The sequence below is a fragment of the Cloacibacterium rupense genome, from assembly GCF_014645495.1.
Taxonomy (GTDB): Bacteria; Bacteroidota; Bacteroidia; order Flavobacteriales; family Weeksellaceae; genus Cloacibacterium; species Cloacibacterium rupense.
Genome location: NZ_BMLV01000002.1, coordinates 702,134 through 716,679 on the forward strand (window position 1 = coordinate 702,134; position 14,546 = coordinate 716,679).

The 14,546-nt window shown below is 33.0% G+C and carries 11 protein-coding genes; 8 read left to right on the forward strand and 3 right to left on the reverse strand.

The window, feature by feature from the left end; translation table 11 throughout:
- Nucleotides 1-88 precede the first annotated feature (88 nt).
- Nucleotides 89-1,519, forward strand: coding sequence for a glycoside hydrolase family 125 protein (locus IEW40_RS07275; protein ID WP_188617403.1), 1,431 nt, complete (start codon nucleotides 89-91; stop codon nucleotides 1,517-1,519).
- A 99-nt stretch (nucleotides 1,520-1,618) separates the two neighbouring features.
- Here IEW40_RS07275 and IEW40_RS07280 read toward each other — a convergent pair whose 3' ends face one another.
- The 3 genes from IEW40_RS07280 to lon all read right to left on the reverse strand — a co-directional run bounded on the left by IEW40_RS07280 (nucleotide 1,619) and on the right by lon (nucleotide 6,313).
- Nucleotides 1,619-2,530 (reverse strand): DUF4349 domain-containing protein, encoded by a 912-nt coding sequence (locus IEW40_RS07280; RefSeq protein ID WP_188617404.1) that lies wholly within the window; start codon nucleotides 2,528-2,530, stop codon nucleotides 1,619-1,621.
- 138 nt (nucleotides 2,531-2,668) lie between these two features.
- On the reverse strand, nucleotides 2,669-3,781 hold the full coding sequence (locus tag IEW40_RS07285) for an AI-2E family transporter (RefSeq protein ID WP_188617405.1): 1,113 nt from the start codon (nucleotides 3,779-3,781) through the stop codon (nucleotides 2,669-2,671).
- Nucleotides 3,782-3,919: 138 nt separating this feature from the next.
- Complete coding sequence (gene lon, locus IEW40_RS07290; RefSeq protein WP_188617406.1) at nucleotides 3,920-6,313, reverse strand: endopeptidase La; 2,394 nt, start codon at nucleotides 6,311-6,313, stop codon at nucleotides 3,920-3,922.
- A gap of 250 nt (nucleotides 6,314-6,563) precedes the next feature.
- Between lon and IEW40_RS07295 the strand changes: the two genes are divergently transcribed.
- From IEW40_RS07295 to serS, 7 genes are all read left to right on the forward strand, one after another.
- Nucleotides 6,564-8,702, forward strand: a complete 2,139-nt coding sequence (locus IEW40_RS07295; protein WP_188617407.1) for a peptidylprolyl isomerase — start codon at nucleotides 6,564-6,566, stop codon at nucleotides 8,700-8,702.
- A gap of 127 nt (nucleotides 8,703-8,829) precedes the next feature.
- Nucleotides 8,830-9,774: an MlaD family protein gene (locus IEW40_RS07300; RefSeq protein WP_188617408.1), complete on the forward strand. Its 945-nt coding sequence runs from the start codon at nucleotides 8,830-8,832 to the stop codon at nucleotides 9,772-9,774.
- A 34-nt stretch (nucleotides 9,775-9,808) separates the two neighbouring features.
- On the forward strand, nucleotides 9,809-11,137 hold the full coding sequence (locus IEW40_RS07305) for a 4Fe-4S dicluster domain-containing protein (RefSeq protein WP_188617409.1): 1,329 nt from the start codon (nucleotides 9,809-9,811) through the stop codon (nucleotides 11,135-11,137).
- Between the two features lie 84 nt (nucleotides 11,138-11,221).
- Nucleotides 11,222-12,007: a (Fe-S)-binding protein gene (locus IEW40_RS07310; RefSeq protein ID WP_188617410.1), complete on the forward strand. Its 786-nt coding sequence runs from the start codon at nucleotides 11,222-11,224 to the stop codon at nucleotides 12,005-12,007.
- 75 nt (nucleotides 12,008-12,082) lie between these two features.
- Nucleotides 12,083-12,571: a hypothetical protein gene (locus IEW40_RS07315; protein WP_188617411.1), complete on the forward strand. Its 489-nt coding sequence runs from the start codon at nucleotides 12,083-12,085 to the stop codon at nucleotides 12,569-12,571.
- A gap of 118 nt (nucleotides 12,572-12,689) precedes the next feature.
- Nucleotides 12,690-13,172: a hypothetical protein gene (locus IEW40_RS07320; protein ID WP_188617412.1), complete on the forward strand. Its 483-nt coding sequence runs from the start codon at nucleotides 12,690-12,692 to the stop codon at nucleotides 13,170-13,172.
- Between the two features lie 95 nt (nucleotides 13,173-13,267).
- Nucleotides 13,268-14,536: a serine--tRNA ligase gene (gene serS, locus IEW40_RS07325; RefSeq protein WP_188617413.1), complete on the forward strand. Its 1,269-nt coding sequence runs from the start codon at nucleotides 13,268-13,270 to the stop codon at nucleotides 14,534-14,536.
- Nucleotides 14,537-14,546 lie beyond the last annotated feature (10 nt).

The window sequence follows — 14,546 nt, forward strand, 5'->3', positions numbered from 1 at the left end:
CAAATTTACGGAAAAATGAACGGATAGAAAACTTTGAGAGAATGATTTAAATTACTAATTTTAAAAATGTAATTTTTAGTTAACAAATATGCTTTCCAGAAGAAAATTTATCCAAAAATCTAGCCTTGGTTTTGGTTTTGCAATGATGCCTACAAGTTTCAATTTTTTTGATTTGAATGATTTCGTTTCTCAAAGACCAGAACTTTCGAAAAGAAAATTTGTTTCAACAGCGGTAGAAAATACCATTAAAAAAGTCAAAAAATCTATTGCAGATTCAGAATTGGCTTGGATTTTTGAAAATTGCTTTCCCAATACTTTAGATACTACCGTTCACTATTATCAAAAAAACGGAAAACCTTACACTTACGTTATTACAGGCGATATTGATGCGATGTGGTTGAGAGATTCTTCGGCACAAGTTTTTCCGTATTTGAGTTTGGCAAAAGATGATGAAAAACTCAAAAATTTACTAAAAGGCGTGATTAATAAGCAAATTGAATTTGTTTTGCTGGATCCTTATGCTAATGCTTTTTATGATGATAATCAAAAGGTTAGCGAATGGAAAAACGATTACACCGAAATGAAACCTGGCGTTCACGAAAGAAAATGGGAAGTAGATTCACTTTGTTATGTAATGAGATTGTCTTACCATTATTGGAAAACAACTGGCGATGCTTCTATTTTTGATGAAGATTGGAAAAATGCAATGCTTCTAATTCTAAAAACCTTCCGTGAACAGCAAAGAAAAGAAAATAAAGGGCCTTACAAATTTCAACGAGGCAACGGAAATCCGCTCGATACTCAATTTGGTGGCGGTTACGGAAATCCTACGCATAAAAACGGACTGATTCACTCGATGTTTCGTCCTTCTGATGATGCTACTTTTTATCCTTTTTTAGTTTCATCTAATATGTTTGCTGTAGTTTCTTTAAGGCAAATTTCTGAAATTTTTAAAATGAAATTTTCAAGTTTAAATATTGATAATCAATTTTTTGAATTGGCTAATGAAGTAGATGAAGCGATTAAAAATTATGCCGTTTTCGAACGAAATGAATTTGGAAAAATCTATGCTTTAGAAATTGATGGTTTCGGAAATGCACTTTTTATGGACGATGCCAATGTTCCGAATTTGCTATCGATTCCGTATTTAGGTTATGCCAATTTTCACAATGAAATTTATAAAAATACCCGAATTTTTTCTTTAAGTAAAAGCAACCCTTGGTTTAATGAAGGGAAATTTGCAAAAGGAATTGGCGGCCCTCACGTTGGCGAAAATAAAATTTGGCCACTTGGTTTGATTATGCAAGCTCTCACAACTGATGACGATGAAGAGATTTTCTATTGCCTAAAAACTTTGAAAAATACGCACGCTGGAACTGGTTTTATCCACGAATCTTTTGATGTAAATAATCCGAAAGATTTTTCTAGGAGTTGGTTTGCTTGGGCTAATACGCTTTTCGGGGAATTGATTTTGCATTTGTATGACAAGAAACCAGAGATTTTGAAAAGAAAATTTTGATTTTAATCACCCGCAGATTTCGCAGATTTTATAGATTTTTTTGAAAATCTCTCGCTAATTCAGCTGATTACTTATCTGCTAAATTAGCGAGAGATAGATTTACTCTTTGTTTTCAAGACTTAAATTTTTAGAAACAGTTTTTCTTTTTCTCCAAAAGTAAAAACCAATTCCAGAAAATAATAAGATTGGCCAAATGGTAAATAAGCCGACAATAATTTCTTGAGTTAAATAAAAACCTTTGATTATGGCATTTTTAACATCATAAAAGAAATTGTAACGGTATTGATTGTCAAAGTTTTTGGTGTTGGTAACCGCGATAGAAGAAATTCTACTAGATGGTTCTTTTAGGTGAAGGTTTACGGTGCTGTATTTTAGATTGTCACTTAGATTGTAAGTTGCTAGTTTTTGGTTGTTTTGTTCGAAGAGATTATTGTCTGCTAAATTTACTTTTTCAGAGTTGTTTTTAATAGTTTGGATGTTGCTTTCTGTTTTCTTCATTCTTTTTTCTTCTAAATCTGCCATCATTATATTCGCCGAAACATCTTCTGCGCTTATGTTTCTAGTGTGGAGAAAAAGATTAGATTTATTGACGAATTCTAAAAATTCACCTAGTTTCACGGTAGGAACCCTTACTGCAATATCGTTTATTTGCCTGAATTCTCTTACCAATTTGGCATCTGCATCATTTATCGGGAAATTTTCTTCAGAAATAACCGAAGAACTCATCTCGCTTTTGGTTACAAAGCCGCCCATTTCTTTTAGTTGTTTTTCTATGCCAATAGTGGTTTCATAAACATCTTTTACTTCCATATCTACTTGAGCAGTTTTTACAAATTTTTTACCTTCTATTACTTGAGTAGCTGCCATAGAAATACTGTCAGAGGTTGATGCAACGGCTGCGCTGTCCACAATTGCTGGACTTCCGTATTCAGAAATTTCACTTTTTTTACACGCGATTACGCTGATGGTTACGGCAAAAAATACAGCCGCAGTTTTAAGATTTGAGTTCATAACTTTGAGGTTTTAGATTATCGATACTCAAAGTTCAATAGTAATTCTTTGTAAAGTTTGTAAAAGAAATTTTTAGTTTTTGTAAACTTGATTTTCAATATAAGTATCAGGATTTCAGTGTTTTGTAAAATAGGTGTATTAATCTTTCTCTTCCAGAGTGATGGTTTCGGAGATTTTTACACGTCTTTTTTTCTTGGTGGGTTTGTCTTCTTCGCCTAAAAGTTTTCCCCAAGGTTGAAGTCCTTCTACACGTTCGAAAATAATTTTGATAATCGCTAATGCCGGGATGCAAAGAAACATACCAGAAATACCCCATAATTGTTCTCCGATTATGATACCTATAAAAGAGAATAATGCATTGATTTTTACTTTAGAACCTACTACAAACGGGAGGATGATATTTCCGTCAAATGCATGTATGCCGATGTATGCTAAGAAAACATAAACTGTAGTAGAAGCACTGCCTGTAGCAAACGAAATAAAACATGCAATCAACATAGAAATTACAATGCCTAAATAAGGAATTACGTTTAGAATTCCAGTAAGTACACCAATCAGAATGGCATATTTTACCCCTAAAATACTCAACACGATTGAGGTAATTATAGAAACAATAAAAATCTGAATAATAAGACCTGAAATATATTTTTTGGTCATATTTTGAATTTCAGAGACAATGTCTTCTACTTTTCCTTTGTGCTTTTCATCAAATACATTCACAATAAATCTGTTGAGAATTCTTCTATAGTTTAAAATAAAAATAAAGAATAATAGGCAGAAAAACATAAATCCTAAACCCGAAGAAAATATGCTTAATGTAAATCCTAAAATAATTCCAGAAGAAGAGAGTAGTTTATTGAGTCCCTCATTTAGATATTTGAATTGTTCGTTGGTGTTTACATCAAAAGTTCTGGAAACCCATCTTTGTAAATCATTGAAAACGGTAATAAATTGTTTTTCTAAATGGGGTAAATCTTTGCTGAAACTAGACAACTGTGTTCCGAAAAAAAAGAAAAGCAAATATATTGATGAAAGCAAAATAAGCAACGAAATCATAGTGGAAAAGGAACGAGGAAATCTTAATTTTTTTTCTAGAAAATTAGAAAAAGGTAAAAATAAAAGAGCTAATAACAACGCCAAAAAGAACGGCGCAAGTATGCTTTGTCCTAATTTTACAAGGTAACCAATTCCGATAATGCTGATGATGGCTAAAGCTAATTTAGAGATAAATGGAAGCGACAGCGATTTCATAATGCTTAATTTTTGATAAAAATAATAAAACCTCACCAAAGATAGATGAGGTTTTGTTTAAATTTTGAATAAATGTAGTTTATATGCACAAATGCATTATTGATTTATTTAAAGTTTTAGTGCATTCGTGGCAAAAAATTACTTCTCAATCGCCAATTCCACCACTTCGCTCATGGTTTTTACATAGTGGATTTTTATATTTTTGAGATATTTCTTGTTGATTTCTTCTACATCTTTCTTGTTGTCATCGCATAAAATTACTTCTTTTATATCTGCTCTTACAGCTGCCAAAAGTTTTTCTTTAATTCCACCAACTGGCAGCACTTTTCCACGCAAAGTAATTTCACCCGTCATTGCAAGATGTGGTTTCACTTTTTTATTTAAATAACTAGAAACCATACTGGTTAGCATCGCAATTCCTGCACTTGGTCCATCTTTCGGGGTGGCTCCTTCTGGAACGTGAACGTGAATGTTTTTATTTTCGATATCTTCTAAAGAAATGCCTAAACCTTCGTGTTTTGCTTTGATGTATTCCAGTGAAATAGTGGCAGATTCTTTCATTACATTTCCTAGATTTCCTGTCATCGAAAGGTTGCCTTTTCCTTTGCTTAAAATGCTCTCTATGAATAAGATATCGCCGCCTACTGAAGTCCAAGCTAAACCTGTAACTACACCCGGAACATCCATCATCTCAGATGAGTTTTTAGACATTGGTACACCTAGAATTTCATCTATTTTTTCAATAGAAATTTTTGGTTCATACTCTCTCTCCATTGTAATTTGTAAAGCAACCCAACGAGAAATTTTAGCAATTTGTTTTTCTAAATTTCTTACACCACTTTCTCTGGTAAAAGCTTCTATTACGTGTGCAATTTCTTTATTTCCTAGTTTATAGGCATCTTTTTGGAGACCAGTCTCTTCCATCTGTTTTTTGATAAGGTGTCTTTTGGCAATTTCAACTTTTTCTTCTATCGTATAACCAGATAATTGAATCACCTCCATTCTATCCAAAAGCGGAGTTTGTATGGTAGAAAGCGAATTGGCAGTGGCTATGAACATCACTTTCGATAAATCGTAACCAATTTCTAAGAAATTATCATAAAAACTGTGGTTTTGTTCTGGGTCTAGAACTTCTAAAAGCGCAGAACTTGGGTCACCGTGAATTCCTTGTCCCAATTTATCAATTTCATCTAATACAATTACAGGATTAGAAGTCCCTGATTTTTTGATGGATTGTAGCAATCTTCCTGCCATGGCACCAATGTACGTTTTTCTATGACCTCGGATTTCAGACTCATCGTGCAGGCCGCCCAGACTCATTCTTACATATTTTCTGCCTAATGCATCTGCAATAGATTTTCCGAGGGAAGTTTTACCAACTCCAGGAGGGCCTACCAAACACAAAATCGGTGATTTCATATTGTTTTTGAGTTTTAGAACCGCCATGTGTTCTAAAATTCTCTTTTTGATGTCTTCTAAACCAAAATGGTCTTTATTAAGTACTTTTTCGGCTTTAGGAATATCAAAAATATCTTTAGAATAAGTGTTCCAAGGTAATTCTGTGAAAAAGTCTAAATAATTTCTTTGCACATTATAATCTGGCGCATTCGGGTTTAGACGTTGAAGTCTTTTCAGTTCTTTCTGGAAATGTTCTTCAATTTCAGCGTTCCAAGAGATTTTTTCGGCTTTATTCTTCAGTTCTTCTACGTCTGTTTCAGTTCCGCCGCCCAATTCTTCTTGGATGGTTCTTATTTGTTGATTAAGAAAATATTCTCTCTGTTGTTTGTCTAAGTCTTTAGAAGTTTTTTGGTGAATTTGGTTTTTTAATTCTAATTTTCTGAAATCATCGTGCATTAGTTCATAGCATTTTTTGGCACGATTCATCAATGATTTTTCTTCTAAAAGTCTTTGTTTTGCCTCTGAACCGAAATTTCCGTTGGTACAAATAAAATTGAGTAAATCTTCTTGATTTTCTATATTTCTAATCGCAAAATTAGCAGCACCAGGAATGTTTGGGTCTAAGTCTATAATTTTGATTGCTAGATCTTTAATGTTGTCTATTAAAGCTTCGAACTCTTCTTTCTTTTTGGTGGTAGAGTCCTTCAATTTTTCTATTTCAGCTAAAAAATAAGGTTCTGTCTGAATGTAATTTTTAATTCTGAATCTTTGCACACCTCTTGTAATTGCTGAGATATTGCCATCAGGTAATTTTATGATTTTAATGATTTTAGCGATGGTTCCTACGGTGTACAAATCTTCTTCAGTAGGATTTTCTAGATTTGAAAATTTCTGACTCACCACGCCAATCAAATCGCCTATTTTGTGAGAATCTTCTAGTAGTTTAATAGATTTTTCTCTTCCTGCGGTAATTGGGATGACCACTTTTGGGAACATCACCATGTTTCTTACAGGCAGTATTGGGAAAACGTTTTGTGCTTTTTCTTGTTTGGTTTCAGTAGTATCTTCTTCGGCTACTATGCTGAAACCGTCTTCTAATAAATTCTCTAATGCGATATCTTCTATTTCAATCATAATTATACAAAATTTTGAAAAATGACAATTTGTCATTTTTATTTCTAGGAGAATTGATTTTATAAGACAGAATTCAATTTGTCTTTTCATTTTTCCTATTATAATTATAAGGCACAATAGTTATGCCAAGAATGAAATTTGACAAATTTTCCTTTTTTTATTTTACAGGTTTGAAAATGAGCGATAAAATTTCTGTATTATATTAAAATTGCGTATTTTCGCACACTGATTTTAAATACTTATATATAAAATGTCAATTACAGCTTCAATAAGAAAGAGACCTTGGTTATTATTGGGAATGATTTTCATCGCGCTATTAGCGTTTTTGGTAAATCCAGATAGTATGGATAAAATGTTTGGTAAAAATCCAAATATTCTAGGTAAGGTAAATGGTGAAGAAATCACAAGAGATGAATTTAATGATCAATTAGGTTTATTGCAACAACAATCACAAGGGCAACCACAGCAAGGCTTAGAAGAACAAGCTTGGCAAACTTTGGTGCAGTCTAAACTCATCAAACAACAGTTTGAAAAAATGGGATTGAAACTTACTGATGAAATCTTCTGGAACCAACTTCAGTTTGACCCAATGTTTTCTATACAAAGTGCTCCTCAAAATTATGATGAGAAAGGAAACTTCAAATTGGCTCAAGTTAAAAAACAAATAGAAGACCTGAAACAAGGAGATGTAAACCAATATAATGAGTGGTTAAAAGTGAAAAAATCCATCGAATATAGAATGATGGCAAGACAACTTTTTGCAAATGTCTCTACCGGAATTACTGCCAATAAAAAAGAAGCTACTGAACTTATTAAGCAAAGAGACCAATTGGCAAATATCGATTTTGTAAAAGTAGATTACACTAATTTTGCAGTAAAAAATCCTGTAAAAGTTACAACTAAAGATCTAGCAGACTACATTCAAAAACATCCTGTGATGTTTAAGTCTCCTGCGTCTAGAAATCTTGGAATCGTGTTTTTCCCAGCTAAAGCAAGTGCTGCAGACGAAGCATTAGCATTGAAAGATATCAATCAATTATACAATGTAGGTGTAGATAATGGAAATGGTCTTGAAAGTTTCAAAAATACACCGAATGATTCTATGTTTGTAGAATTAAATTCTGAAGCACAGATTAAATATTCATATGTTTCTGAACAAGAAATTCCGCAAGAGGCTCAAAGTTTTGTAAAAGGAGCTTCAGGAGGTCAGTTTTTTGGGCCATATAAGTCTGGTGAAAAATATTACGTTACCAAATTGGTAGGTAAGAGCGAAGCTACGCTTCCAAAGCATATTCTTTTTGCCTATAAAGGAGCAATGAGAGCAGATGAAAAACAAACCAGAACTAAAGAACAAGCTAAAAAGTTAGCTGATAGTATTGGTGCTTTAGTGAAGGCTAATCCAACAAGGTTCACAGAATTTGTACAAATGTCAGATGAGCCAGGTGCTGCGCAAAGAGGAGGTGTTTTAAATTGGATTTTGCAAAACGATAATAGCTTAGCAAAACCATTCGGGGATTGGGTAAAAGCTAATCCTAAAGGAGCTGTAGGTGTTGTAGAGACAGACTTCGGGTATCACATTATTGCTAACGAAAATAAAATGCCAGTTTATAAGATTGCAAACTTGGCAAAAGACGTAAAAGCATCTAAAGAAACTGAAAATAAAGTATATACAGAAGCTAATACTTTCATTCAATCTATTCAAGGGAAAAGTTTCAATGAATTTGCAAATGCTGCTAAAAAGAAAAACTTCAACTTCCAAAACCCTAAATCTGTACAAAGATTTCAAGGGCAAATACCAGGTTTAGGAAGTGATAAAGATGAAGAGATTTTAGCTTGGGCATTTAACGGAGAAAGAAATAAAGGTGATAGCAATATCTTTACTACTGGTAATGGAGATTATGTTGTAGTGTATGTCAATGGAAAACAAGAAGCTGGAATTGCAGACCCAGAATCTGTTAGAGACCAAATAGAGCCAATTGTTAAAAACAAACTTTTAGCGAAAATGATTATTGAAAAAATCAATAATGCAAAAGCTGGAAGCCTAGACGCAGTTGCAAAATTATTCGGTACAACTAAACAAAGTGGACAAGTAAACCTGTTCTCACCAATGATTGGAGGTGGCATGGAGCCTAAAGTAGCTGGTGCAGCTTTTGGAGTTGCTAATAATAAGGTTTCTGCTCCTGTAGAAGGATTTACTGGGGTTTATGTAGTGACTAGAAAAAATATTACTACGAACAAACAACCTGGTGATGTAAAACAAATAATGCAAGCAATGCAGCAGCAAAATGCTCAAATGTTTGGTCAATCTTTATTGAAAAGTTTGCAGGATAATGCTGATATAGAAGATTATAGAATAGAAGTTTGGGAAAAAGCTTCACAATCTAAATAATTCAAAATTCATAATATTTAAAAGCGACTTTTTTTAAGGTCGCTTTTTTGTTAAGTTAATCTGTATATTTTGTAACATTCCATTCTTTATAAAAGTAGTATATTTGCGCTTTATTAAATAAGATACAGTGAGATTTACAAGAGAAATTAAAGCAGGATTGATCGCCTTATTGGCAATTGTTGGTTTCTTTTTCCTATTTCAATTTATGAAAGGAAAAAGCCTCTTTACTACAGATAATATTTACTACGCAAAATTTGATAATGTAGAAGGTTTAGAACAATCTAATCCGATTTCTATTAATGGATTAAAGGTAGGTCAAGTAGAAAAAATTATTCCTCAAACTGCCCCAGACGGAAAACTATATTTTGTAGTAAAACTTTTGGTAGATAAACAATATAGTTTTTCAAAAAACTCTAAAGCAGAAATCTTTGAACCTGGGATTATGTCTGGAAAAGAGCTTAGAATTAGATTAGTGTATGACAAAGCGCCTTTAGCCAAAGATGGTGATACTTTACAAGGGGCGTACCAATCTTCTCTTATGAATAGTCTTTCTTCTCAAGTAGGCCCAGTTAAAGACCAATTGCAAAGTGTTTTGACTAAAGTTGATTCAGCCGTTGCTTCTGCCAATAAAATGCTAGATGAACAAAATAGAAGAGAGATCAAAGCGCTTTTAATGAGTTTAAACCAAACGGTTGCTTCTTTTAAAGCCACTTCTGAAAGCACCAATAAATTGATTTCAAGTAACCAAAAAGGAATAGAAGACGTAGTTTCTAATGCTAATGAAACCATGAAATCTGCAAAAAATGCAGTGGATAAATATGGAAAAGTAGCAGAAAATATCGATACTAAAAAACTAAATCAAACAGTAGAAAAATTGTCTGAAGTTTCTGGTAAACTAAATGCAGTAATAGCTGGCATAGAAAACGGACAAGGCAGTTTAGGTAAACTTACCAAAGACGAAGCTCTTTACAACAACCTAAATGAAACTTCTACTAATCTGAATTTGCTGATTAAAGATTTAAAAGAAAATCCTAAGCGATACATAAATATTTCTGTTTTCGGTAAAAAATAAAAATCGTATTTTTGAAGGAAACAAAAACTTTGATATGCAATATATAGATAATGTTTTATTCCTTCTTTTGTTAATTGTAGGTTTCGGACTTTTCTTTAAAAGTTTAAAAGAAATCTATAGAAACATTAAGCTAGGAAGAGAAATTAATCGTACAGACCATCCTTCTGAAAGGTGGAAAGTAATGGCTAAAGTGGCTTTAGGGCAAAGCAAAATGAAAGCAAGGCCTGTAGCAGCCATTCTTCACTTATTTGTTTATGTTGGTTTTGTGATTATCAATATTGAATTGATAGAAATCATTGTAGATGGAATTTTCGGCACACATCGTTTTCTAGCTTCCATTTTCGGAGATACATTGTACGGTATTTTCACTGCAACTTTAGAAATTTTAGCAGCATTAGTAGTAATAGCTGTAGTGGCATTTTTTATCAGAAGAAACGGAATCAAAATTCCTAGATTATCTTCTATCGATTTAAAAGGCTGGCCTAAAAATGATGCCAATTGGATTCTTTTAATAGAATTTGCATTGATGATGGCTTTCTTCAAAATGAATGCAGCAGATTATCTTTTAATGTCTAAAGAAGGTTTGGTTCATGGCAGTTTCCCAATTTCTTCAAATTTAATTGCACCAATTTACAATTCGCTAGGTTTTGGTGAAGGTTTTTTACATTTTATAGAAAAAGGAGCTTGGTGGTTTCATTTTGTAGGGATTTTATTCTTTATGAATTATCTTTATTATTCTAAACATTTGCACATCATTTTCGCATTCCCAAATACTTGGTACGCCAATCTTGAGAAAAAAGGAAAATTCAATAATTTAAGTTCTGTAACCCAAGAAATTAAATTGATGATGGACCCAAATGCAGATCCATATGCTGCACCGCCAGAAAGCGCAGAGCCACCTGCAAAATTCGGGGCAGAAGATGTTTTTGATCTCAATCAAGTTCAGTTACTCAATGCGTATTCTTGTACAGAATGTGGTAGATGTACTGCAGTTTGTCCGGCAAATATTACAGGCAAGAAACTTTCTCCACGTAAAATAATGATGTCAACTAGAGACAGAATAGAAGAAGTCGGCAAAAATATCAACAAAAACGGAAAATTTTTAGACGACGGCAAGAAACTTTTGAATGATTACATCACCAAAGAAGAACTTTGGGCCTGTACTAGTTGTAACGCTTGTGTAGAAGCTTGCCCTGTTTTGATTGATCCACTATCTATTATTTTCGAAATGCGAAGATTTATGGTGATGGAACAATCTGCAGCGCCACAAGAATTGAATATGATGATGACGAATATTGAAAACAACGCAGCGCCATGGCAATACAATCAAGCAGATAGATTAAATTGGGCAAACGAAAGTTAGATTTTGTATAAAATTCCAAGTAAGGAGTACAATATTCTTTATTAAAAAATATTTAAATTAATACATAATACATTTTACATTAAAATGGATTTACATATAAAAACAATGGCAGAATATGCTGCCGAAGGAAAATCTCCAGAAGTTCTTTTTTGGGTAGGTTGCGCAGGAAGTTTTGATGATAGAGCCAAAAAAATCACCAAAGCTTTTGCAAAAATCCTCAATAAAGTAGGGGTAGAATTTGCGGTTCTAGGGCAAGAAGAATCTTGTACTGGTGACCCAGCAAAACGTGCCGGAAACGAGTTTATTTTCCAAATGATGGCACTTACAAACATCGAAATTCTTAATGCTTACGAAGTAAAGAAAATCGTGACGGCTTGCCCGCATTGTTTCAATACTTTGAAAAACGAATACCCAAGTTTAGGCGGTAATTATGAAGTAATGCATCACACGCAATTGCTTCAACAATTGATGGAACAAGGAAGATTGAAAATAGAAGGAGGAAATTTCAAAGGCAAAAAAATCACTTTCCACGATCCTTGCTATTTAGGACGAGCCAATGATGAATACGAAGCACCAAGAGTTTTGCTAGAAAAATTAGATGCAGAATTGGTGGAAATGAAACGTTGCAAAACCAACGGATTGTGCTGTGGAGCAGGAGGTGCACAAATGTTTAAAGAACCTGAAAAGGGCAATAAAGACATCAATATCGAAAGAACAGAAGAAGCTCTTGCTTTACAGCCAAATGTTGTAGCAACAGGTTGCCCATTTTGTAATACCATGATGACAGATGGAGTAAAACATTTTAACAAAAATGAAGAAGTTGCTGTAAAAGATATTGTAGAATTGATTGCTGAAGCAGAAGATTTATAAAAGTCGGAAGCCAAAAGATGGAAGTCAGAAGTGTTTCTTCCATTTTCTAACTTCCATCTTCCAAAGTTAAGAATTATGAAAATAGATGAATCAACGATAGTAGAAACTAATGATTTTAAAGTCATTATTTATCCTGCTTCTAGAGCTTTAACAGCTAAAGAAGTAAAAGAAATTACAGAGAAATTGTATGATTTTCTCCCCACTTGGAACGCTCACGGAAAAGGATTAACATCTTCATTTAAAATAGACCACAAACAATTTATTATCATTACTGTAGATGAAGAAAAAGTGCAAGCTTCTGGCTGTTCTATGGATTCTCTAAATGGTGTGATGAGAGAGATAGAAGCCGAATATCAATTAGGAATTTTTGATAGAATGAAGGCTTGCTACAAAGAAAACGGAGAGGTGAAAACTATGAAACTCACTGATTTTAGAGCCGCTGTTAGAAATGGCGAAATTTCTGATGAAGTAGAGGTTTTTGATTTTTCAAAAGATACTTATGTGAATTATTTGTTAGACTTTTTACTTCCTTTGAAAAGAAGTTGGGCGGGTTTTATAAAATAAAAAAATAATAGAATCGGGCTTATTGCTCGATTTTTTTTGGAATTTTTTTTAATTAAATTTTTTTAAATCTCTAAAATTCTATCTTTGTAAAATGAAATTAAAAATTTTGTTTTATTCAATGATTTCAATACTTCTTTTCTCATGCAGAGGAGAGGATGCAGGTGATTTACAAAAAATTGATCAAGTGGTGAATCTGTATATTTCAGACAAAAATGGTCTAGATTTGCTTAATACAGAAAATGCTACAGCTTATAAAAAGATAGCGCTTCTAGATCTCAATGATCCCAATACTGCTTTTAAACCGATTACCACGTTTTCTATAAAAAAAGATGCAGGCAATGTTTCTTATTTAGATTATGCAGCAGGTGCAACTAGAATTTTAGAAACTACTTCAGGTCAATATCCTGAAAATTACCAATCAGAATTTTATATTAATCTTACCAAAACAATTAGTGATGTTGAAGTCACTGACCTTGACACGATTAAAATTCTATATTTAAATGATCCGAATTTTTTTAAAGTCTCGAAAATTTGGTATAATAACAAATTGGTTTTCACAAAAGTAAGTGATGAAGCTAATATTGTAAAAATCGTGAAATAATTCCGTAAATTTGCAACAATCATTTGAGATTTGATATGCAATTCAATAAAGCAACTCATTTCAAATCTCAAATCATAAATCTCAAATTAATAAAGATGTTACAAGTAAGTTTTTTACGTGAACAAAAAGAACGCGTAGTAGAAGGTCTTAAAAAAAGAAATTTCAAGAACCTAGAGTTGGTAGATGAAGCTATTCAACTAGATGATTTAAGAAAAAAAACGCAGTTAGAGTTAGATACTCAGCTTTCGGAAATCAATAAAATTTCGAAAGAAATAGGTATGCTAATGAAAGATGGTAAAAAAGATGAAGCAGAAGTTGCAAAGTCAAAAACTGCTCAGTACAAAGAATCATCCAAAGAACTTACGGCTAAACTTTCGGAAATAGAAGTTTCTCTCCAAAATATTTTATATCTTATTCCTAATATTCCTTATGAAAAAGTAGTGGCTGGTGTTTCTGCTGATGATAATGAGGTGGTTTATCAATCTCACGAAGTTCATGGTTTAGGCGAAGGTGCTATCCCACATTGGGAATTGGCGAAAAAATACAATTTAATAGATTTTGAATTGGGCGTGAAAATAGCGGGTGCTGGTTTCCCAGTTTATTTAGGAAAAGGTGCTAGGTTGCAAAGAGCTTTGGTTCAATATTTCTTAGATAAAAATACAGATGCAGGTTATCTAGAAGTGAATCCTCCACACGTTGTAAACGAAGCTTCTGGTTACGGAACTGGGCAATTACCAGATAAAGAAGGGCAAATGTACCATGTTGGTTTAGATGATTTATATCTTATACCAACAGCTGAAGTTCCTGTGACTAATATTTACAGAGATGTTATCATAGATGAAAAAGATTTGCCAATTAAAAATACAGCTTTTTCACAATGTTATAGAAGAGAAGCTGGTAGTTATGGCGCTCATGTTAGAGGTCTAAATAGACTTCACCAATTCGAAAAAGTAGAAATTGTAAGAATAGAAAAACCAGAGAATTCTTATGCAGCTTTAGAAGAAATGGTAGCTCACGTAAAATCTATTTTAGAAGATTTAGAATTACCTTTCAGAATTTTGAGACTTTGTGGTGGTGATATGGGTTTCACCTCTGCTATGACTTATGATTTTGAAGTGTGGAGTGCGGCGCAAGAAAAGTGGTTAGAAGTTTCTTCTGTTTCTAATTTTGAAACTTTCCAAGCGAATAGATTAAAATGCAGAATAAAAGGTGACGGAAAAACACAATTGGCACATACTCTAAATGGCTCTGCAATGGCCTTGCCAAGAATTATGGCGGCTTTATTAGAGAATAATCAAGTGGAAGGAGGCATTAAACTTCCGAAAAAAGTAGCAGAATATGCCAGATTTGAAATGATTGATTAAGAATAATATT

Bases quoted from the DNA above. Each gene is read 5' to 3' on its own strand.
- IEW40_RS07275 (WP_188617403.1), top strand. From the start codon at position 89: ATGCTTTCCAGAAGAAAATTTATCCAAAAATCTAGCCTTGGTTTTGGT.
- IEW40_RS07310 (WP_188617410.1), top strand. From the start codon at position 11,222: ATGGATTTACATATAAAAACAATGGCAGAATATGCTGCCGAAGGAAAA.
- IEW40_RS07315 (WP_188617411.1), top strand. From the start codon at position 12,083: ATGAAAATAGATGAATCAACGATAGTAGAAACTAATGATTTTAAAGTC.
- IEW40_RS07295 (WP_188617407.1), top strand. From the start codon at position 6,564: ATGTCAATTACAGCTTCAATAAGAAAGAGACCTTGGTTATTATTGGGA.
- IEW40_RS07280 (WP_188617404.1), bottom strand. From the start codon at position 2,530: ATGAACTCAAATCTTAAAACTGCGGCTGTATTTTTTGCCGTAACCATC.
- IEW40_RS07285 (WP_188617405.1), bottom strand. From the start codon at position 3,781: ATGAAATCGCTGTCGCTTCCATTTATCTCTAAATTAGCTTTAGCCATC.
- IEW40_RS07320 (WP_188617412.1), top strand. From the start codon at position 12,690: ATGATTTCAATACTTCTTTTCTCATGCAGAGGAGAGGATGCAGGTGAT.
- serS (WP_188617413.1), top strand. From the start codon at position 13,268: ATGTTACAAGTAAGTTTTTTACGTGAACAAAAAGAACGCGTAGTAGAA.
- lon (WP_188617406.1), bottom strand. From the start codon at position 6,313: ATGATTGAAATAGAAGATATCGCATTAGAGAATTTATTAGAAGACGGT.
- IEW40_RS07305 (WP_188617409.1), top strand. From the start codon at position 9,809: ATGCAATATATAGATAATGTTTTATTCCTTCTTTTGTTAATTGTAGGT.